Origin of the sequence: Pseudomonas sp. UMAB-40, from assembly GCF_900095275.1 — a bacterium.
Classification (GTDB): domain Bacteria; phylum Pseudomonadota; class Gammaproteobacteria; order Pseudomonadales; family Pseudomonadaceae; genus Aquipseudomonas; species Aquipseudomonas mandelii_B.
The window spans coordinates 74,019-89,303 of sequence record NZ_LT607564.1 but is presented as its reverse complement, the minus strand read 5'-3'; the positions used below and the strand labels follow the sequence as shown (position 1 = coordinate 89,303).

The window sequence follows — 15,285 nt, the reverse complement described above, 5'->3', positions numbered from 1 at the left end:
GCAATGACGACTTTCAAACACATCGCATCAATTGCTCGAACGACGATCCTGCTTTTGTTGTTTATGTCTGCCGGCTGCGCCAGCGCTGCACAGCCAAGTCCCATCGTTGATCAATGCCTACAAAAAGCCTCTGCGCTTCATGGCGTGGATCTGAGGCTTTTGAAAGCAGTCGCCAAGGTCGAGTCCGAATTCAACCCGAGCGCCAGAAACTCGAACAAAAACGGCAGCGGCGACACCGGCCTGATGCAGATCAATGATTGGTGGTTGCCAACGCTCTCTGAGTTCGGCATTTCAAAGAGCAGCCTGTATGACCCCTGCACATCTGCCTATGTGGGGGCGTGGATCTTGGCCAAGGAAATCAACAAGCACGGTCTTACTTGGCGCGCTGTGGGGGCCTACAACTCCCCTAATGAGACAAACCAACAGATCTACGCCGAGAAGGTTAATAAGGCGCTCAGAGAGATGCCTTAGGGCGCTCCAGCGGCCGCTACGCCAACCCGTCGATACCATTCGGAACGCTCCCATGGAATTTGCATTGCTTGTCGCCATTCTTGGCTCTCTCTGCGGCGCTATTGCCGGCTGGATTATTTCGTCGTTCACCATGCAATTACCGTTGCGCTGGGAGCACTTTCTTACGCGGGAAGCGCAGGAGCACCTGGGCATGCTGAGCGATGATCAATCACCGCCTTCAGTCCTCTTGCCCCCGCAAGTAGACCGCCGATTTGTGGTAGTCGTGATCCTATGCATCGCGATATCGATCCTGATTTTCAGCGCCGTGGGTTTTACGCCATCTGCGCCAGCACTAATGGTTTTCGCATACAGCATGATCGCGGCCGCCATCATCGATCAGGAGCACATGGTACTGCCGGACGTCATTGTCCAGCCTCTCCTGTGGGTCGGCCTGATCAATGTTGCCCTTGTTGATCCCAGCACACTGCGAATGCACGTCCTCGGCGCAGCCGTGGGCTACTGCCTGTTCCGGTGGTTACCAAAAGTCGGGGAGGGTGATGCGAAGTTGTGCGCGGCCGTGGGGGCTTGGCTCGGGCTTAGTGCGTTGCCCATGTTTGTGCTGGTAGCCGGCGCGCTTGGATCGGTCGTGGGGTTGATCTATTACGCTAGAAGGGGGCGCACAGCGCAGTGCCCCTTTGGCCCATCACTAGCCGTTGCAGCCCTCGCTTTGATGGCTTGCAAGGTCGCGGGTATCTCTGTGCCGCTATGAAGGTGCAAAAGCTGCGCAGGCAACAAAAAACTGCATCAGTAAATCGGGCGCGACGCATTAATTCTTCGACCTGGTTCCGGAGCGGGATGCAACAAGCAGAAAAAAACCACTGACCCGCTCCCGCTCGTCAGTGGTTTGAGTTACAGCCGACGCGGGATTACTTTTCCCGCTTTGCAGCTTCACCCTCGTAATACTCTGTCAAAAAACCTTTCCCATCTTTGGACGCTTCAAAGCGTGCACTGCACTTGACGCCGCTTTTCGTTTCGCTGACTTCGCCGTCGGCAATCTTCAGGATGGAATAACCCATCAATTTGGAATTCAGCTCAGCGTGCCCGCGCAGGGCCGAGATGCAATCGTCGCGCTCGGTGATGGGACTGGATTGCGCGAACGCGGCGGCGGAGGCAATCGACAGGGCAACTGAAAGAGCGATAGTTTGAAAAATGAGTCGCATGCGTGTTCCTTAGATAGGGCTGGTTAAATGTGGTCTCGCCAGAGAGCAAGTCCGATGCTGATTGCTCTTACAAAAGGCCGTACCGGCGCGACAGGTCGTCGATCCGAGCTGCGCGCTGCTCATGCTTACGGTGCGACGCCTGATCAGGCACCAAGTCGCCATGCGTAACCGCAGCGATGTACTGTTCGCTCTCTCGAACGAGCGCCAGCAACGCCTTCAGCTCGGTACGCATTTCTTCATAGATACTCATGCCAACTACTCGCCAGTCCGGTTCCGGAATTTCGCGGCAAACTCAGGGTTCTGGGCTTTCATCTGGCCAAGGGTGAAGGTGGTTTTCGCACGGCCCTCGGCGATGAGTTCTGCCAACGGACGTCTGAGATAGTGTTCGGCTGTTTCTGCGGTGATGCGCTTCTCATCAATCAAGTCGCCGTCATGATCAAGCTTGTCCGCAATCAGGTTCGCCGGATCGTCGTCACCGAGCGGAGAAACAGGCATGTTCGACCATTGCGCTTCCCATTCCGCTGCGTCCTCCCAGCCGGCACCGCCAAGAATGACAAAGCCGTTGTTTTCTTCATCGGCAAAAGTGATGGCGATGGAGCTGATCTTTGACGTAGAGGGCTTGGGAGCATCGCTCTCTCGCGCCAGCGGCGTCTCGCCTGGCGTTACTGCGCGTGGCGGTAGTGCTTCTCGTATGCCCTTGAGGATCAATCGGCCAATCTGTTCAGGCGAGCGCTCGGCATCATCGGTCGCGACATGAACGATACCGTTGGTGGCGGTGATTCGAAGGTCGCGCCCTTCTGCGTCCGTGGCGCACACTTCATGACCAAGCTCCAACTGAGCAATCATGCGGCGATTGCCGTTGATTACGCTGAAGCCAAGTTGTTCCAGCTGATCAAGAATTCCCATTATTTCGATACTCCCTGTTTCTGTGAGACCTGACTAGTTTTGATCAGACGGTCGCGGGCAACCGCAATAAGGTTCTGTGCAAACTCCAGCGCCTCGAAGGGGGTCAAGTGCATCGACAACGTGCGGTTATCCGATACGCCGCCATCCTCGTTGCTGGTGAACAGGCGCACGCGAATGCATTCCGGACCGGCCTGGGCGTCGACGAGTGGGGGCTGTACCTTGATAAGCGGTGCGACACGCTTATTGAACTTTTCATCTACTTGCATCGTGTCCTGCTCCATTTTATCGAACGCCTGGCGGCGGAGTTATCAACCGGTTAACGCTGCTCGATGTCTTTTGCATTGGCCAGCGCGTTCTTTTCTGCTTCATCACTCGACACGGCGGAAAAGCCCCACGCACGAAAGCCACTGCTCAGCACAACCAGTACGGCTTGCTCTCCTGCATGAGCAGCTGCTTTCACAGATACTTGGCGGCGTGACTGAACTTCATAATTCGGCTCGGTGTGCATAGCTCTTTTCCCCCAAGCAAATTGTTTGTGCTGTGGTTGGTGTCGTGTCGCATTCAAGGCGCTACTACTGGAGCGGCCCTGCAAGGGCAGGGCTTGTGGTGCAGACGGGGCATCCTCACTGGCACAAGCGCCAGCGGTCGATAACATCAGCGGCGTGCTCAATCGCCGAGTGCGCCCGCTGTATGTCATTGGCATACCGATTAGACACCAGCGGCAAAGCCCCTTGAAGCTGGGCGATTTTCGGTTGCAGACTACCTGGGATGTTTTGCTTCTTGAACTCGCTCGCGGTCCCACCAGTCAGCCAGCCACGGGAAAAATTCAGTGACTCAATGAGGCTGCGGAAATCACCGATTTTCAGCTTCACCTTGGCGCTGCCATAAACGGAGTCATTGGCGGCATTGCGAGTAACCGGGACGGTGTTCATGAGCGACCTCATTATTGGCTGTAGGGTGAAATTCGGAACAGCCATAGGTTTACACAAAAGGGTAAACCTGTAAACAGTCTAGTTTACCCTTTACGGTAAAATTTGCTCAGCTTGCGCACGCGCCGACTTTCAACAAAAAGCACCAGCAGTCTGCGGCTAAACTGACTCTTGTTGACGTCGTTCGCTTCCCAAGCAGCTTTCTGCGATAGCCCGCCCACCAGATGGTCGCGTAGCGCCAGAATTACCTTGGGCCCACGGATCGAAGTCCCCGCCATCAGCAAATCAAATTGCTCTTCGCTAACCTTTCCTGGCGGAAGTTCTTTTGCAACCTCGGCGGCACTCACGGTGACTACGCTTTTATCAGTTTCCTGGCTATTCAATTTGCTGCCTCTTCAATTCTGTTGAGTGTTTGCCGCGTAGGAGCACGCTTTCGTTGTGAGCTGGTCAGAGCGTCAATCCTGCGGATATAACCACGTGGCCACCGACAATCGACTTACTTCAAAAGCACGAATTCTTTACCTCTACCATCAGGCGTGGTTATTCGCAGCTGACCTTCAAACGAAGTCACAGAGGCCCCCTTTATGACCCCGCCAACCTTGCCACTCACCCTGTAAAAACCTTGTGTGGTTTCGATTGTGCTTTCGTCGGAGTCCATGAACCCGCCACGGTTTACCGCGACATGCACAAGGTCGCCTAGCGAAATGGGGGTGGTCTCTTTGGCGCGCTGCATTTCAAGCGCTGCCTCAAAGGCTTCTTCAGACCCAATGTATTTAATGGCGATTGCCCGCTGGAATGGCCACAAGAAAAAAGCTGAAATAATGGCCCACGCGCCTCCGCTGCAAGCCGCTCGGCCGAAGTGTTCGAACCCTCGAAACACCTCGACAATGCCGAATGACTCAGAATCATTGGACGCTGGAATCCAACCTATAGCTTGAAGCCATTCCACCGGACCGGTGTTGATTGCTCCGAACCAATAGAGGAGCGGAACAACTAGACAGCTGGAAAACATAAAATTATGAATGGTCTTCAGCTTTTCCTCATCCCGTGTTGCAGCCTTCAATATTTCTGTCATTGGAATTCCCTGGTGTACTGGTGATGAGCAAGATTGCATCACTTGCTAAAAGATACGTGGATACTTTATTAGGAACGACGTAAGAGATTCAGCGTGCGTCGGATGGGCGACGCTTAGGCCGCGCGGTAGTCATACTTCCCGGCAAAAACACGCAAATGAGTAACGCGACAAGCCAGCTCGTAGCCTTCCCCTTCACCCTTGTAGTTGCACAGCTCAGCGAACTCCAAGCTGTCGACCAACGCATCAGCCTCTTCAAGCGAAAGGCCTGCCTTGAGGATTTCAGGCTCAGGATAGAAATCCTCTTCGTCGTTATCGCCAAAGTAGGCCGCCGCATTACCAGTGGCGGCGACTGGCTTATAGATAGGCTCCATCAGGTAGCGCACAAGCTCATCACGCGGGTATGCGTCGCTGGCCACGGTGAAGGTAGCCCCGCAGCGAAAGGATTCGGCATAAAGCGCCTCGGCACGGGCGAAGGTGCTTTCGTCTTTCAGCATGGCGGACAGAGCTGCTGAGATTGCTTCCAGCATGGCCGGCTTCCTTCGATAGTGACTGTCGACAACCGACTCAAGGAGTCGGCTCTAGACAGAGCCCTGCGCACAGGGCTGATTGTTATGCTTGCTGGTGGTTGCGGGAGGAAAGCGCACTTTCAACGCGCTTAAACTCAGCGCTGCCCTTGCGCACGGGAACCTGGATATTCCCCATTTCGGAAGGCTTCAAGCGGTAAAGGGTGCCGCTGAGCAATGCGCCAGTGAAACCGGAGTACATGTAATCCTCACCGCCGACCTTGAAGCTTGCCATCTGCGTTTCCCCGCCCTTGTTTCGATAGGCCGAGTTTACCGTAAAGGGTAAAGCTGTCAATCACCGATTGTGCAAACAACCTTAAAAAAATTGCAGCCAGCTTTATACAACTGAATGTCAGGCTGTGCCTGCGTTACGCCATTTTATTCAGCTCCAAATAGTTGCTCTGTAGTGCAACTAAAAAGCTTGCGATAGGTTGTCGTACAGTTTAATCTTTTTGCGGTCGGTGATTTTCACGGAGTTGACAGATGCATTCAATCGAGACCCAACAAAGCCAGCAGGTGCGCTTCGGGCAGATCCTCAAGGGCCATGATTTCCTGCGAGCCCAATCGCCCACAGTTGTTTGGCGGCGCACCCAAGGGGCGTTCGCGATCCGCGTCGACCTGATTGGCGAGGGAAAATGTAGCTGGCCAGTCGACGTCACTGAGCTGGTGACCCCGGTAAGCAAGCAAACGGTAAAGGCGGGCTGAGCTCATGAGTGCTATTGAACAAATTGGCGACAACCGTTACTCACTGAAAGCGCGCGGGACCAGCATGGTGCTGGAGCAAGTCAACGGTGGGTGGCGGGTGAAGACCAAAAATGCCGCAACTCGCGCTTGGAGTATGGGCGGTGAAAGTTGGAAGGAATTCGCCACCCTGGCTCAGGTTGAAGCGAACTATAAGAGCTGGCGCGGTATTGCAGCGCTGGTCGAAACCCAAAATCAACAAGCGCACTGAGAGGTATCCGCCGTGGCCACCAGCTACCAAACAAACAAGCTCGCCGAAATGAAGCGACTGGGGTGGGCAGACGCCGGCCGGCAGAACCTGCCAGGTCCTGGCCGCGCGCCGATGGAATACATCTACGTGCTCACCAGCACTGCTGGCCTTCGAGCGTTCATCTACCCGAGTCAAACAGAGTACGTGGTGCTCCAGGTGCAGCCGATTGATAACCTCAAGCTCGCTTTCGAGGCCCTAACCGGCTAGGAGTTTCACCCTTCTTGAGGCAAAGCCTCAGCTGATCCGCCTTCCCAGAATTGCGACCTGGTGCGCAGCGCCGCCGAGGTCATTTTGAATTGCCTCTGTGGTTGATTTGCTCACTCGTTCACCAACGGCCGCGTCCACCAAGTAGGCGTGCATATCGATGCTTTCGGATGCCGTCGCGAGGAACTGCCAACCCTGCGCAACAGCCTGAGCGGGTGATGTCAGAATCGATTGCACCGCCCAAACGGCTGACTCTTCGTTCCATATGGCCAAGAACGGCTTTGCGTCGTTGGTAGCGCCACGGCGAAACCATGACAGTCGCGCAGCATAGTCATCGACTGGCGGGCCTTCCCAAGCACCCACAAGCGGTTTGATGACTGGCAGCGGCAGGCGCGGCTGATAGCATTGCGGGTTGTAGTCAATCTCGACTTCAGCGGCTATCAAATTGTTTGCTGGCAGGAAGGTTGCGTAAGACCAAGGCAGGGTGCCAGACACGACGTATGCCTCCAGCTGCGGATCAAAGTACGCACCGTTTTCGATAAGTGCCTGGCGGGCTCGATAGCTGATAGGGCTGCTGTCTTTGCCCTTGATCAAGTGGACGGGATAACGGTCTTTCATGTCGCTTCTCTTTGCTCGTGGGCGAATATTCCTCGCCCTATACCACTAAAGGCCCACAAGGGCCTGAGGTGTTGAATCAACGAAGTTGGCTGCGTGTCTAGCCGGTCGTTTATGAGCCGGTTCCGTAGATGGAATTCCATGCGACTACCAACGTCAGCAGTACGATGCACGCACCGAACGGCATAAAGCGCTTCATGTAAAACATAGCCGAGGTGAACATCAAATATGAGGCTATCGCGTATCCAATTTGGCTTGTGTTCATTTCTCTCGGGCTCCGCCAGTGCTTAGCGTAGGAAGAATTTTCGTAACCGGATCTTGGTCGACTTGGTGCTCAGGCAAATCTTCAAATGCATTGGTCTCTTCAATCGAAAGATGAATGGTGTAGTGCCTCGCTTCGGCCTGAGGTAAAGCTGTGATCAAGGCTTGAAGCGTCTCTGCCGGTTTAGTGGTGGTCACCGTTGCGCAAATTGTTTCATCACCGCCGCACCAGCCCCTGACGTGACTCTGACCAATTTGATCCAAGGTTGCTAGGCGGAGGCTTTCAACCGCCCTGATGGCCTGGGTTGCGTGTGGGGTGTCATCGGAGCTTTTGGGGAACACCGCGATAGCAATCATGGAGACTGCAACCACGGCCAACAGGTAAAACCCCCATCGATACCACTCAAAGGGCCTTGGTAAATCGACAGCTCCGTGAATTACGGCCTCGCTCTGTGGGTCGATTGAATCATGATCGGTGTTGCTCATCGTGTTTTCCCTCACAGCGGTGCATGGCACCGCGCTCTGTCTGCGAAAACCCTGCAAGCAGGGCTGGCATTGCGTCTGGATGCATCAGCCTTGGCGAGCAAGATCCGCTGCAACCCAAAAAAGACCGCATGCCACGAAAGCACCGGCCGCCGCTTCTTTCTGTCTCAAGTAAGTGAACACGCATACCGCAGCAAAACAGCAAACAGCGAAAAAAGTGTGCATGACGACGTGCATGTTACGGTTCCAGTCTGTCGATTACCTGGCGGTGGATGTCGCTCATTCGACGCTGACGACGTTGAAATCAATGTTGTCGTAACCACTGAAGCCGTTCAGGTGCTCGCGAATGTTCAAGGCGTGAAACGCGCCAAACTCAGCCAGATCAGACGCATATTGCGACTCGGTAATGCCTTCGGGTTTCTCAACCTCGACGCCGTTGGCGAGGTCGCATCGATCAGCCATAAACCCGGTCCCATGCCGCCCATTGTGGCTATACGGTTTTTCGTTCATAGGAAATTGCATGGCCCGTCTCACCGCTTGTTCGACATGATGGAGGTGTAGCGGGCGCGGCTATGAGTGAAGGTTTTGATTTCGTCCTGGTTGCCGGTATCAACGCTGCCAATAAGTGAGAGGAGGCCACTCTTGGCCGCCACGGGATCGAGGCTGCCATCGGCAACGCCGCGCAGTACTTCGTCCAGCGTGCGTTCCATGTTTTCTTGCGTATTGTCGTCGATGATAGCGGGGCGTCCGGTACTCATGCTGTTGATCCTTAATGATTAGAAGTTTGAATAAAGCCTATGGCGGTGACTAGCCGAGAATCATCCGCTTCAAGTCCGCTTCATGAGCCTTTGCAAGTTCCGCTGCATTGCCGGAATTTGCGTTGTAGGTCGTCGTCCTTGCCCTCGTCCGACCGCCGCTGTTGGTGAGCGTAATGTAGTTCTCGCTGAGGCGAGCAAGGCGCTTTCGTTCTGTCAGTGCGGCCCGCGCCACACGAATAATCTCTTCCAGATCGCTAATCTGCATAGGCATCACCTAAGGGGTTGGATGGCTGTCAAAAAGGCATCCAGCCGAATAATGATCAGCAAGATAACATAGCATTAAACATAGCTCTTAGGAGCTGCTAAGCGTCCGCCTGCTATGGAAAATGGTTGATTTGATGCCGTCCCGCCAGCCGAAAAGCAGAATGGTAGCCTCTCATTAATTTGAATGGGTATAGTGGTACTTTATCGTGTTAATCCCTTCAGGCTTCGGCACCTAATCAAGAGCATCAGCCCCATGCCAACCACAACAACGCTGTCTGATTTTTTGCTTCACGTCGGCCCCACCAGTGATGGCGACCGGTGCGCGCTTCTCAGAGCACTGGGCGATGAATGGATAGAGCAAGGGCATGTAACGGCTAGACCGACGACTGATGACCGTTTTGAAGTGATGTTGGTGACCCCAACACAGTCAATCTGCTTGGCCGGCGTTGAACGAAATCACATGGACCTCATTCGCGGACATGGGCTGTATGTGATTCAGCGTCAGGATGAAGCCTCGGAAACTCAGGCAGTATTGATGGAGTGGCGTGAATGCTGAACATCACTGACTTTCTGTCGCGCGGGGAAACCTCGCTGTATTCGAACAAAGCCGGCCTGATGAAAAGAACGGCCGTGGCGGTTGTTGCGCCGCTGGTGATCGGCATGCTGAGCGCTTGCTCGGTAGCACCAACTTCGGATCTCGCTGGCAGTTACGACGCGCCAGCCGCTGCAAGTGCAACGAGGAATGAGTTCACCGTGACCGGTGCAAGGGGTAGCGAAATTGCAGCCACTGTGAGCGCGAGGTCGCGCGGCAATGCAAAGGGTTATAGCGTCGACGGCAATACCTTGCTCATGCAGGCGCTGTTAGACCCCAGCATGGGAAAAATCCGGGTGGCATCTTCAACCTCGGACGTCCTGGACGCTTACGTGTCGAGCTTACCTAGCAATGTAAGATTATCCATGATGGGCAAGCAGTCACCGCCGCAGTTGGCTAGCGGATTACAGAACCTCGCTCCAGATGGCGTCGCCATTTCGCACCATAGCAGACACCAAGACTCTGCTTGCATCGTGTTCGCGGTGGGTGCTTCTAGCACCAAGCTCCCAAACGGTAAACCGGCGAAATATGTCGACTTCACCGACGCCCTCTATGTAGCGTCGACCGACTTGAATGACGCAACCACAATGCTCCATGAGCTGACGCATTGCCTGCCAAACATTGATCTGAAACTTGATAATCATCCATTGTCGCCGTACTACGAATCGAGTATTCGTGAAGTACGGTCGGACCTGGCAATCGTTTTGTATGGCGCTTCGAAAACAGGATCATTCGAGAGCGGCCTTGAGAACGTCAGTACCTTTCGAGGAGCAACACCGATCAGGCCAAACCATGCGACCGTGGCCATGCTTGAGGTGATCACCAAAGGCCTGAATCCAAGATCATTTGTTGGGATGCCGGCTCAGGAAGTAATCAATTCGGCGGTGGCCATCGTAAACGGCCTCGCGCCAGCGACGAACACCGATCTAAGGCTCGCGTTTGCCAAGGAAGCGTGGGCGAATAAGCTGTCTAACAGAGGTATTTCTTCCGGCGATACCTCAGCCCCAAGCAACCTCTACACCAGTTTTGCTGGTCAGTCATTTCAAGTTGATTTGCAGGGCCAAGCCAACACGATCATCAATCGGTCGCTCGACCATGCCTTATCTCAATCCGACATAGTGCGTGCGTCCAAAAAGCTGACGGTTGAGCGGGTTGAGGCGTTCGCTAAAAAGCTGGGTGTTTCTCTCACGAAGGTACAGCGAGCAAAAGCGGAATTTGTCGACGGCACTCGTACAGCAGTCGGTACAAAGGTTTCGCATGACGGTAGCATCGTCGCGACAAAAAACCCTTTCACAATGGCGGCCCTTGAGTCTTCCATTCAGGGTGATTTGAAAACGATGGTGGCGAGCGGCCTAATTAGCATCCCGAACCCCGCTGACAAGGCACTCAACAACACGTTGACCACGATCAGCAAAGCCGGAAGCTTGAGAGGGCTGAACAAAACCTTTGGAAGCGCGTTAGAAGCCTTGCAATCAGGTCTGGCAAAACAGGACCAGCACCGAGAACTACCTGCGAGCACGCTTCGCGGGCCTGGGCAGTGACGCACCATTACAACTGGTTTTGACCGAATGCGGCGCCAGCTTATTACCGGGCAAAAAAAAACCCGTCCCGCGAGGGACAGGGTGGTGCGTCGTTGTAGGGGAAAGACTATTGGCAGGTACTAGCCCTACAACTACTAAACCGATGCCAAAGGCAAAGGTCGTGAAGGAAGCTTGGGCTATGAGGGCTGGAATTGCAATAACGTTAAAGCTATTGGCGGGGTGATGCAGAACCTCGCCGGCTTGCCTGCCCCCTCAGCCGGTATCCTTGGCGGCACCTGCAAAATTGCACCCTACTTGACCACCCGTTTGCATTGCATCTGACCAACTGTTTGCATAGGACCTGACCAGTTGTTTGCATGGGACTTGACCAGCAAGATTCGTGAAGACCTTACCGGCAGAGAACGGCCAAAGCCCGCACAAAGGTGGGCTGAGGGTAAGCAGCATGAAAGTTTGATCAACTGCGGCTGTACAGTGGCATTTCATCCTGGGTAAGCCCATAGGGCTTGGAGATGGGGACTCGTTTGATTCCCCGAGGAAGGCGGTCTTGCGGGCGCTCAATCTGCGCCTTCTCGGCCCATACCGATTTCCAGTGGCGCTCTTTTTTCATTATCAACTCGCTTCGTTCGGTTGATCAGCATTACCTGCCTGAAGATTATTGCCTTGCTCCTCCTGAGGCTGGGAGGATTTTGCGTTTAACTCCGGCTCGCCCTCACGCAAGTACAGCAGCGCCGATTTCATAAACATGAAGCTGCTGGCTGACGCAAACGTGAGTGTGATAACTATGCACACATAGAGCGATGTGGAAAAGGGGGCATGCGCTGCGTACATGCTAATGGAGATGCCAAAAACTGCTGCTGTGAAGCTAAAAGCAGTGCTGTTGAGTCGAGTCATAAATTTCCTGTGTTCCAATATCGGGGCAATCGTGTGCCTGGGTGAACGACCTATGCTTTGGGAGCGGCCTCGTTTCGTTGAACGCAGAAATCAGCGCTCTTCTACTGGCCTTAGCCCACAATGGCGGGGCTAAGGCGGAAATTAACGCTACTGCAAAAGGTCAGATAAGCCCCAACTAAGGGGCCGTGATCTTTCGCAATTACTGGTCAGGCAACGCTTCCGGTAGCTGTCGCCTCAATCCTGATGACCTCTTGCCACTCCAGAGCAGTAACGCACGCAATCTCCTCGTCATCAGATTCGCGGTACACACCAATTAGGTTGTCTTCCCACTCCTGAAGGTCCGGCACAGCACTCCCGTCCTCCGAGGTGATGAGCATGTAAAATTCGCCGCTTTGACGGCGGAGCGCCATGCAGCCCCCGCCAGTGTGAACCGCGACGAATCCGATAGCGCACGGGTCAATGCGGCCTCCATCTTCGGCCACCAGTGGGTGGCTTAGTGAAGCGGTGAAACCAGCAGTGCGCAGAGCATTTAAAGTTTGGGTTGGAGTCGGCATCGTTTATTTCCTTGAGCTGGTGGCTTGGCGAGCAGTGCGGTGATGGTTAGGCGCAACGGGCGATGTGGTCCGCGTAGCATTGCTGGCTGTAAACCAGATAAACACCTTTCTGGACCTTGCGATCTTTTTTCCACGAAAAGGCAAGACCGGTTTCCATTGCGTTTGAAATTGCATTTACCATCTGCTGTTTTTCGCTCATCGCCTTGCCCTCCGGGGCATTGTTCGTTTCGATGGCTCCACTATAGTTCTGTTAAACAGAACCAGTCAACACTTTTTTGACACCTGTCTTCTTTAATATATCCCCCCACGACTGGATGCTGTAGACAGGGCCTTCTTTCTCGATACGCACGCCAAATTCTCGGTTCAGCGCGGAGACATAGGTGTCAATGTTGCCCTTGCTCAGCCCCGTCAAAGCGGCCACGCTCGCGGCTGTCGGAGTATCAAGGGCGTCTATCGCTGCCATCGTCACTAAAAGGCGACCAGCGTGGCCCTTGGGGTATAGGGGGACGCCATGTTCGTTTGTTGGAAATTGGCTCATGGTTGTTCTCTGTGTACTGATAAACAGAACTATACGTCCGTGATGAGCGCCTGTCGAATTGTTCCTGGTGCGCGCGTACAGGCATCGTGGATGCAAGTACACGGATGATTTACCTGGTAGGCGAGGTTATGGCGCCGAGTCGTTAGGTAAATGCAGGCACATTGTTCTGTCCAGTCGACTTTGGATCTGACGTACCCACGGTGCAGCCAAGCACCAGCCAATGGCAATACCGGCAAAGTCACAAGTAAGTTGGGCGAGCTGGACATGCCCGCGTGGCGGCCCGCCGTAGACGCTGACCAGCGGTTGCACCAGCACCTCCCACAGCAGAGAAGTCGACACCAGCAGCAGAACCGAGGCCGTAAGTGCTGGCATTGGTTTCAGCCAGCCAGGCCGCAGACTGCGGACATTGTCCATCACATAGCATCCGCCCAGATACAGCGGTAGAAGCTGACAAAGCGCTTTCACCACCAAGGCGCCGATCAGTTCCTTCACCGCGACTGAACCGAAGAAATAGAACAGCAGGGTTGCAACGCCGAGTCCACCAATCGCCTGCGGCACCCAAAGTGCAGCGCGCGTCGTGTAGAAGCGCATAGCGCTCCAAACGATCATCACGCTGCCGGCGTAGCCAATGAAATGTGCAAGTTCACGAGGGCGGTAAAGCCATGCGTCACCCTGGAACAATTGGAGCGGCTCAAACGACGCGTGGCCCGATACCAAAATCGCCATACCGATCAGCGTGCTCCCGAAGCAGAGGAGAGACACCACCTTTGGGTTGTTTCGCCGCGTTCGCACTCCAACTGCCCTCAAGAGCGACTTATTGATCCGGACACCGGTAGGTTGCCAAGCAGATGAAGTCCTGTCGTGTTTACGAAAGTCTCATAGTCGACCGGCCGCTCAATACGGGTTTCAGCATTGGGCAAGATGTAAGCCCATGCGCGCTGGGAGGTCGCGTCATACACCAGCTTGAAGAGCCGTGTCGGCACCCAGACTTTGTTCGCCCCGATTGTCGAATGACCTTCGTCAAAAATAGGTCCAGTGAACACAAAGACGTCACCTCCTGCCCGCTGCGTGAACTTGCGGACATCTTTCTCGACGACCGACCAAATTTTTCGATTATTGATACTGTTCTGAGGGACCATGTTCGAGAGCGCGAAGGACTGCGCCATTGCTTTCGGGGAGGGCGAGTCGGCGGCTGGAGCTTGATGGCCACGGTCTGTTTGGACCTGCCCGCGATAGTCGCTCAGTTCCGCTCGCCCGCTCTTCGGAATGCGTGGATCCGGGTAAAAGTCGTTTGTGCGCTCTTCACCCTTGGCGTCTCGAAGTACGGCCGCATTGAGCCGCTCTACCACCACGAGTGGTGTTTTACTTGCCTGCGAATACAGGACAGCAAACGAGTCAGAGCAGAGCGCCATCGGTTTCAACTTCACCGAGATGCGTTCCAGATCGAATGGTTTCTCGTCAGGGAAGCTATCTGCGCAAGCATCAAATGTCGGCTGTTGCTGCTTGGCCGAGTACAGGCTAATTGGATCATCAGGGCTGTAGGTATTGATGTGCAGCTCATGCTCCAGCGGCACTCTTACGATATCGAACAGGCTTCGTGCCTGGGCGCCAGCCGAGAACAACATAAGGGCTGATAGCCCAACTGCAACGCTGCGTAGGTTCATGCTTACTTCTTCCGGATGCTCTGGTGGGGTATCAGGGGCTACTGCGTGCCATCAGCGCTGCGGTCGCGCACCTGGTAACGGCGTGCAGCGTTTTGAGGCGGTTGAATGAAGCGCCGAGCGCGTCCGCATCAGCACGTGTAGTAGAACTGGAAAAACCTGCCGTCAGGAAGTGGCATGCTCACGGTGCCGGCGAAATCATCGCCTGAGAGGCCGCCATCGCTGTCTGGTCGACGAAGATGTCTCCAAGCGCAAAACCCTCATCCTGTGGCTCGCCGAGCGGCGCAGGCGCTATCTGGTAGTCGTGGGTGCTGGTGTGGTCGCCATCGTAAAGGGCCTCCTCGATCTGTATGAACACGGACTCCGTAACGAGTAGACGCACCTGATCGAGAACGGCTTGTTTCTCCGCGTGCTCTTCTGCCAAGGACTGGCGTAAGGCAAGCTCTTCCGCCTGAAGTAATTCAGGGGGGTAGGGGGGAGCGTCATAATCCATATCGATTACCTGTATGCAGTCAGCAAGCCTTGTGAGTTTCGCTGCTCAGGCGCAGGCACAGCGTCTTGTAGTACGAGCGAAGTCGAAGGAAGAACATCAAGGCAACCGCCAGAATAATCAGGCACGACACAGTCAGCACGGGGATCGGCATTTCGGACTTGATCCCGAAAGCGATCATCGCGTAAAGAACCACAGGGGCCATAACAAGATAAGCGAGGAGCACCAAGCTGATGTTGAGCATGGTGACGGGGGTATGTTTTCTATTACTCATCATTCACTCCGAGCGAGCGGTACGG

The 15,285-nt window shown here is 54.6% G+C and carries 30 protein-coding genes; 7 read left to right on the top strand and 23 right to left on the bottom strand.

Going from position 1 to position 15,285, the window contains the following annotated elements; translation table 11 throughout:
* Positions 1 to 3 precede the first annotated feature (3 nt).
* Positions 4 to 471: a lytic transglycosylase domain-containing protein gene (locus tag K0F88_RS20020; protein WP_257605307.1), complete on the top strand. Its 468-nt coding sequence runs from the start codon at positions 4 to 6 to the stop codon at positions 469 to 471.
* 52 nt (positions 472 to 523) lie between these two features.
* Complete coding sequence (locus K0F88_RS20015) at positions 524 to 1,219, top strand: A24 family peptidase (RefSeq protein WP_219096231.1); 696 nt, start codon at positions 524 to 526, stop codon at positions 1,217 to 1,219.
* 157 nt (positions 1,220 to 1,376) lie between these two features.
* Here K0F88_RS20015 and K0F88_RS20010 read toward each other — a convergent pair whose 3' ends face one another.
* From K0F88_RS20010 to K0F88_RS19965, 10 genes are all read right to left on the bottom strand, one after another.
* Positions 1,377 to 1,670 (bottom strand): hypothetical protein, encoded by a 294-nt coding sequence (locus tag K0F88_RS20010; protein WP_219096230.1) that lies wholly within the window; start codon positions 1,668 to 1,670, stop codon positions 1,377 to 1,379.
* A gap of 67 nt (positions 1,671 to 1,737) precedes the next feature.
* Positions 1,738 to 1,920, bottom strand: coding sequence for a hypothetical protein (locus K0F88_RS20005; protein WP_219096229.1), 183 nt, complete (start codon positions 1,918 to 1,920; stop codon positions 1,738 to 1,740).
* 5 nt (positions 1,921 to 1,925) lie between these two features.
* Positions 1,926 to 2,576, bottom strand: coding sequence for a hypothetical protein (locus K0F88_RS32485; RefSeq protein WP_257605306.1), 651 nt, complete (start codon positions 2,574 to 2,576; stop codon positions 1,926 to 1,928).
* Positions 2,576 to 2,842: a hypothetical protein gene (locus tag K0F88_RS19995; protein WP_219096228.1), complete on the bottom strand. Its 267-nt coding sequence runs from the start codon at positions 2,840 to 2,842 to the stop codon at positions 2,576 to 2,578. The genes K0F88_RS32485 and K0F88_RS19995 overlap by 1 nt, the downstream gene beginning before the upstream one ends.
* 50 nt (positions 2,843 to 2,892) lie before the next feature.
* The gene (locus tag K0F88_RS19990; protein ID WP_219096227.1) at positions 2,893 to 3,084 is read right to left on the bottom strand and encodes a hypothetical protein; all 192 of its coding nucleotides are present in this window, start codon (positions 3,082 to 3,084) and stop codon (positions 2,893 to 2,895) included.
* A gap of 115 nt (positions 3,085 to 3,199) precedes the next feature.
* A complete protein-coding gene (locus tag K0F88_RS19985; protein WP_219096226.1) occupies positions 3,200 to 3,508 on the bottom strand; it encodes a hypothetical protein in 309 nt (102 codons plus the stop codon).
* A gap of 83 nt (positions 3,509 to 3,591) precedes the next feature.
* Positions 3,592 to 3,888: an adhesin biosynthesis transcription regulatory family protein gene (locus K0F88_RS19980; RefSeq protein ID WP_257605305.1), complete on the bottom strand. Its 297-nt coding sequence runs from the start codon at positions 3,886 to 3,888 to the stop codon at positions 3,592 to 3,594.
* Positions 3,889 to 4,001: 113 nt separating this feature from the next.
* Positions 4,002 to 4,580, bottom strand: coding sequence for a hypothetical protein (locus K0F88_RS19975; RefSeq protein WP_219096225.1), 579 nt, complete (start codon positions 4,578 to 4,580; stop codon positions 4,002 to 4,004).
* A gap of 113 nt (positions 4,581 to 4,693) precedes the next feature.
* A complete protein-coding gene (locus K0F88_RS19970) occupies positions 4,694 to 5,107 on the bottom strand; it encodes a hypothetical protein (RefSeq protein ID WP_219096224.1) in 414 nt (137 codons plus the stop codon).
* 82 nt (positions 5,108 to 5,189) lie between these two features.
* A complete protein-coding gene (locus K0F88_RS19965; protein WP_219096223.1) occupies positions 5,190 to 5,378 on the bottom strand; it encodes a hypothetical protein in 189 nt (62 codons plus the stop codon).
* Positions 5,379 to 5,626: 248 nt separating this feature from the next.
* On the opposite strand from K0F88_RS19965, the gene K0F88_RS19960 reads away from it, so the two are divergent.
* From K0F88_RS19960 to K0F88_RS19950, 3 genes are read left to right on the top strand one after another with little or no spacing between them, the layout of a single operon-like run.
* Positions 5,627 to 5,848, top strand: a complete 222-nt coding sequence (locus K0F88_RS19960) for a hypothetical protein (RefSeq protein WP_219096222.1) — start codon at positions 5,627 to 5,629, stop codon at positions 5,846 to 5,848.
* A gap of 4 nt (positions 5,849 to 5,852) precedes the next feature.
* Positions 5,853 to 6,095, top strand: a complete 243-nt coding sequence (locus K0F88_RS19955) for a hypothetical protein (RefSeq protein WP_219096221.1) — start codon at positions 5,853 to 5,855, stop codon at positions 6,093 to 6,095.
* A gap of 12 nt (positions 6,096 to 6,107) precedes the next feature.
* Complete coding sequence (locus tag K0F88_RS19950; protein WP_219096220.1) at positions 6,108 to 6,341, top strand: hypothetical protein; 234 nt, start codon at positions 6,108 to 6,110, stop codon at positions 6,339 to 6,341.
* Positions 6,342 to 6,368: 27 nt separating this feature from the next.
* Here the strand turns inward: K0F88_RS19950 and K0F88_RS19945 are convergent, their stop codons facing one another.
* The 5 genes from K0F88_RS19945 to K0F88_RS19925 form a co-directional block, all read right to left on the bottom strand.
* Positions 6,369 to 6,956 (bottom strand): hypothetical protein, encoded by a 588-nt coding sequence (locus K0F88_RS19945; RefSeq protein WP_219096219.1) that lies wholly within the window; start codon positions 6,954 to 6,956, stop codon positions 6,369 to 6,371.
* 258 nt (positions 6,957 to 7,214) lie between these two features.
* The gene (locus K0F88_RS19940) at positions 7,215 to 7,700 is read right to left on the bottom strand and encodes a hypothetical protein (RefSeq protein ID WP_219096218.1); all 486 of its coding nucleotides are present in this window, start codon (positions 7,698 to 7,700) and stop codon (positions 7,215 to 7,217) included.
* 276 nt (positions 7,701 to 7,976) lie between these two features.
* Positions 7,977 to 8,159, bottom strand: coding sequence for a hypothetical protein (locus tag K0F88_RS19935; RefSeq protein WP_219096217.1), 183 nt, complete (start codon positions 8,157 to 8,159; stop codon positions 7,977 to 7,979).
* Between the two features lie 68 nt (positions 8,160 to 8,227).
* Entirely contained in the window at positions 8,228 to 8,455 is a 228-nt protein-coding gene (locus K0F88_RS19930) for a hypothetical protein (RefSeq protein WP_219096216.1), read from the bottom strand.
* 49 nt (positions 8,456 to 8,504) lie between these two features.
* Positions 8,505 to 8,720, bottom strand: a complete 216-nt coding sequence (locus K0F88_RS19925) for a hypothetical protein (RefSeq protein ID WP_219096215.1) — start codon at positions 8,718 to 8,720, stop codon at positions 8,505 to 8,507.
* A 252-nt stretch (positions 8,721 to 8,972) separates the two neighbouring features.
* On the opposite strand from K0F88_RS19925, the gene K0F88_RS19920 reads away from it, so the two are divergent.
* Positions 8,973 to 9,275: a hypothetical protein gene (locus K0F88_RS19920; RefSeq protein ID WP_219096214.1), complete on the top strand. Its 303-nt coding sequence runs from the start codon at positions 8,973 to 8,975 to the stop codon at positions 9,273 to 9,275.
* Positions 9,269 to 10,852, top strand: a complete 1,584-nt coding sequence (locus K0F88_RS19915; protein WP_219096213.1) for a hypothetical protein — start codon at positions 9,269 to 9,271, stop codon at positions 10,850 to 10,852. Before K0F88_RS19920 ends, K0F88_RS19915 begins: the two co-directional genes overlap by 7 nt.
* A 609-nt stretch (positions 10,853 to 11,461) precedes the next feature.
* Here K0F88_RS19915 and K0F88_RS19910 read toward each other — a convergent pair.
* The 8 genes from K0F88_RS19910 to K0F88_RS19875 all read right to left on the bottom strand — a co-directional run bounded on the left by K0F88_RS19910 (position 11,462) and on the right by K0F88_RS19875 (position 15,260).
* Positions 11,462 to 11,743 carry a hypothetical protein gene (locus tag K0F88_RS19910; protein ID WP_219096212.1) on the bottom strand — a complete coding sequence of 94 codons (282 nt, stop codon included), beginning with the start codon at positions 11,741 to 11,743 and terminating at the stop codon, positions 11,462 to 11,464.
* A gap of 206 nt (positions 11,744 to 11,949) precedes the next feature.
* Positions 11,950 to 12,297 carry a hypothetical protein gene (locus tag K0F88_RS19905; protein WP_219096211.1) on the bottom strand — a complete coding sequence of 116 codons (348 nt, stop codon included), beginning with the start codon at positions 12,295 to 12,297 and terminating at the stop codon, positions 11,950 to 11,952.
* Positions 12,298 to 12,343: 46 nt separating this feature from the next.
* Positions 12,344 to 12,496, bottom strand: a complete 153-nt coding sequence (locus K0F88_RS19900) for a hypothetical protein (RefSeq protein ID WP_219096210.1) — start codon at positions 12,494 to 12,496, stop codon at positions 12,344 to 12,346.
* Positions 12,497 to 12,547: 51 nt separating this feature from the next.
* Entirely contained in the window at positions 12,548 to 12,835 is a 288-nt protein-coding gene (locus tag K0F88_RS19895; RefSeq protein WP_219096209.1) for a hypothetical protein, read from the bottom strand.
* A 126-nt stretch (positions 12,836 to 12,961) separates the two neighbouring features.
* Entirely contained in the window at positions 12,962 to 13,561 is a 600-nt protein-coding gene (locus tag K0F88_RS19890; protein ID WP_219096208.1) for a hypothetical protein, read from the bottom strand.
* Positions 13,562 to 13,638: 77 nt separating this feature from the next.
* A complete protein-coding gene (locus K0F88_RS19885) occupies positions 13,639 to 14,499 on the bottom strand; it encodes a DNA/RNA non-specific endonuclease (RefSeq protein WP_219096207.1) in 861 nt (286 codons plus the stop codon).
* A gap of 178 nt (positions 14,500 to 14,677) precedes the next feature.
* Positions 14,678 to 14,989: a hypothetical protein gene (locus K0F88_RS19880; RefSeq protein WP_219096206.1), complete on the bottom strand. Its 312-nt coding sequence runs from the start codon at positions 14,987 to 14,989 to the stop codon at positions 14,678 to 14,680.
* A gap of 19 nt (positions 14,990 to 15,008) precedes the next feature.
* On the bottom strand, positions 15,009 to 15,260 hold the full coding sequence (locus K0F88_RS19875; RefSeq protein ID WP_219096205.1) for a hypothetical protein: 252 nt from the start codon (positions 15,258 to 15,260) through the stop codon (positions 15,009 to 15,011).
* Positions 15,261 to 15,285: the final 25 nt, after the last annotated feature.

Bases quoted from the DNA above. Each gene is read 5' to 3' on its own strand.
- K0F88_RS19925 (WP_219096215.1), bottom strand. From the start codon at position 8,720: ATGCAGATTAGCGATCTGGAAGAGATTATTCGTGTGGCGCGGGCCGCA.
- K0F88_RS19895 (WP_219096209.1), bottom strand. From the start codon at position 12,835: ATGAGCCAATTTCCAACAAACGAACATGGCGTCCCCCTATACCCCAAG.
- K0F88_RS20010 (WP_219096230.1), bottom strand. From the start codon at position 1,670: ATGCGACTCATTTTTCAAACTATCGCTCTTTCAGTTGCCCTGTCGATT.
- K0F88_RS19915 (WP_219096213.1), top strand. From the start codon at position 9,269: ATGCTGAACATCACTGACTTTCTGTCGCGCGGGGAAACCTCGCTGTAT.
- K0F88_RS20005 (WP_219096229.1), bottom strand. From the start codon at position 1,920: ATGAGTATCTATGAAGAAATGCGTACCGAGCTGAAGGCGTTGCTGGCG.
- K0F88_RS19945 (WP_219096219.1), bottom strand. From the start codon at position 6,956: ATGAAAGACCGTTATCCCGTCCACTTGATCAAGGGCAAAGACAGCAGC.
- K0F88_RS19935 (WP_219096217.1), bottom strand. From the start codon at position 8,159: ATGGCTGATCGATGCGACCTCGCCAACGGCGTCGAGGTTGAGAAACCC.
- K0F88_RS19910 (WP_219096212.1), bottom strand. From the start codon at position 11,743: ATGACTCGACTCAACAGCACTGCTTTTAGCTTCACAGCAGCAGTTTTT.
- K0F88_RS19920 (WP_219096214.1), top strand. From the start codon at position 8,973: ATGCCAACCACAACAACGCTGTCTGATTTTTTGCTTCACGTCGGCCCC.
- K0F88_RS19960 (WP_219096222.1), top strand. From the start codon at position 5,627: ATGCATTCAATCGAGACCCAACAAAGCCAGCAGGTGCGCTTCGGGCAG.
- K0F88_RS32485 (WP_257605306.1), bottom strand. From the start codon at position 2,576: ATGGGAATTCTTGATCAGCTGGAACAACTTGGCTTCAGCGTAATCAAC.
- K0F88_RS20020 (WP_257605307.1), top strand. From the start codon at position 4: ATGACGACTTTCAAACACATCGCATCAATTGCTCGAACGACGATCCTG.
- K0F88_RS19900 (WP_219096210.1), bottom strand. From the start codon at position 12,496: ATGAGCGAAAAACAGCAGATGGTAAATGCAATTTCAAACGCAATGGAA.
- K0F88_RS19930 (WP_219096216.1), bottom strand. From the start codon at position 8,455: ATGAGTACCGGACGCCCCGCTATCATCGACGACAATACGCAAGAAAAC.
- K0F88_RS19875 (WP_219096205.1), bottom strand. From the start codon at position 15,260: ATGAGTAATAGAAAACATACCCCCGTCACCATGCTCAACATCAGCTTG.
- K0F88_RS19905 (WP_219096211.1), bottom strand. From the start codon at position 12,297: ATGCCGACTCCAACCCAAACTTTAAATGCTCTGCGCACTGCTGGTTTC.
- K0F88_RS19995 (WP_219096228.1), bottom strand. From the start codon at position 2,842: ATGCAAGTAGATGAAAAGTTCAATAAGCGTGTCGCACCGCTTATCAAG.
- K0F88_RS19885 (WP_219096207.1), bottom strand. From the start codon at position 14,499: ATGAACCTACGCAGCGTTGCAGTTGGGCTATCAGCCCTTATGTTGTTC.
- K0F88_RS19955 (WP_219096221.1), top strand. From the start codon at position 5,853: ATGAGTGCTATTGAACAAATTGGCGACAACCGTTACTCACTGAAAGCG.
- K0F88_RS19970 (WP_219096224.1), bottom strand. From the start codon at position 5,107: ATGCTGGAAGCAATCTCAGCAGCTCTGTCCGCCATGCTGAAAGACGAA.
- K0F88_RS19965 (WP_219096223.1), bottom strand. From the start codon at position 5,378: ATGGCAAGCTTCAAGGTCGGCGGTGAGGATTACATGTACTCCGGTTTC.
- K0F88_RS19890 (WP_219096208.1), bottom strand. From the start codon at position 13,561: ATGGCGATTTTGGTATCGGGCCACGCGTCGTTTGAGCCGCTCCAATTG.
- K0F88_RS19880 (WP_219096206.1), bottom strand. From the start codon at position 14,989: ATGGATTATGACGCTCCCCCCTACCCCCCTGAATTACTTCAGGCGGAA.
- K0F88_RS19975 (WP_219096225.1), bottom strand. From the start codon at position 4,580: ATGACAGAAATATTGAAGGCTGCAACACGGGATGAGGAAAAGCTGAAG.
- K0F88_RS19985 (WP_219096226.1), bottom strand. From the start codon at position 3,508: ATGAACACCGTCCCGGTTACTCGCAATGCCGCCAATGACTCCGTTTAT.
- K0F88_RS20015 (WP_219096231.1), top strand. From the start codon at position 524: ATGGAATTTGCATTGCTTGTCGCCATTCTTGGCTCTCTCTGCGGCGCT.
- K0F88_RS19940 (WP_219096218.1), bottom strand. From the start codon at position 7,700: ATGAGCAACACCGATCATGATTCAATCGACCCACAGAGCGAGGCCGTA.
- K0F88_RS19990 (WP_219096227.1), bottom strand. From the start codon at position 3,084: ATGCACACCGAGCCGAATTATGAAGTTCAGTCACGCCGCCAAGTATCT.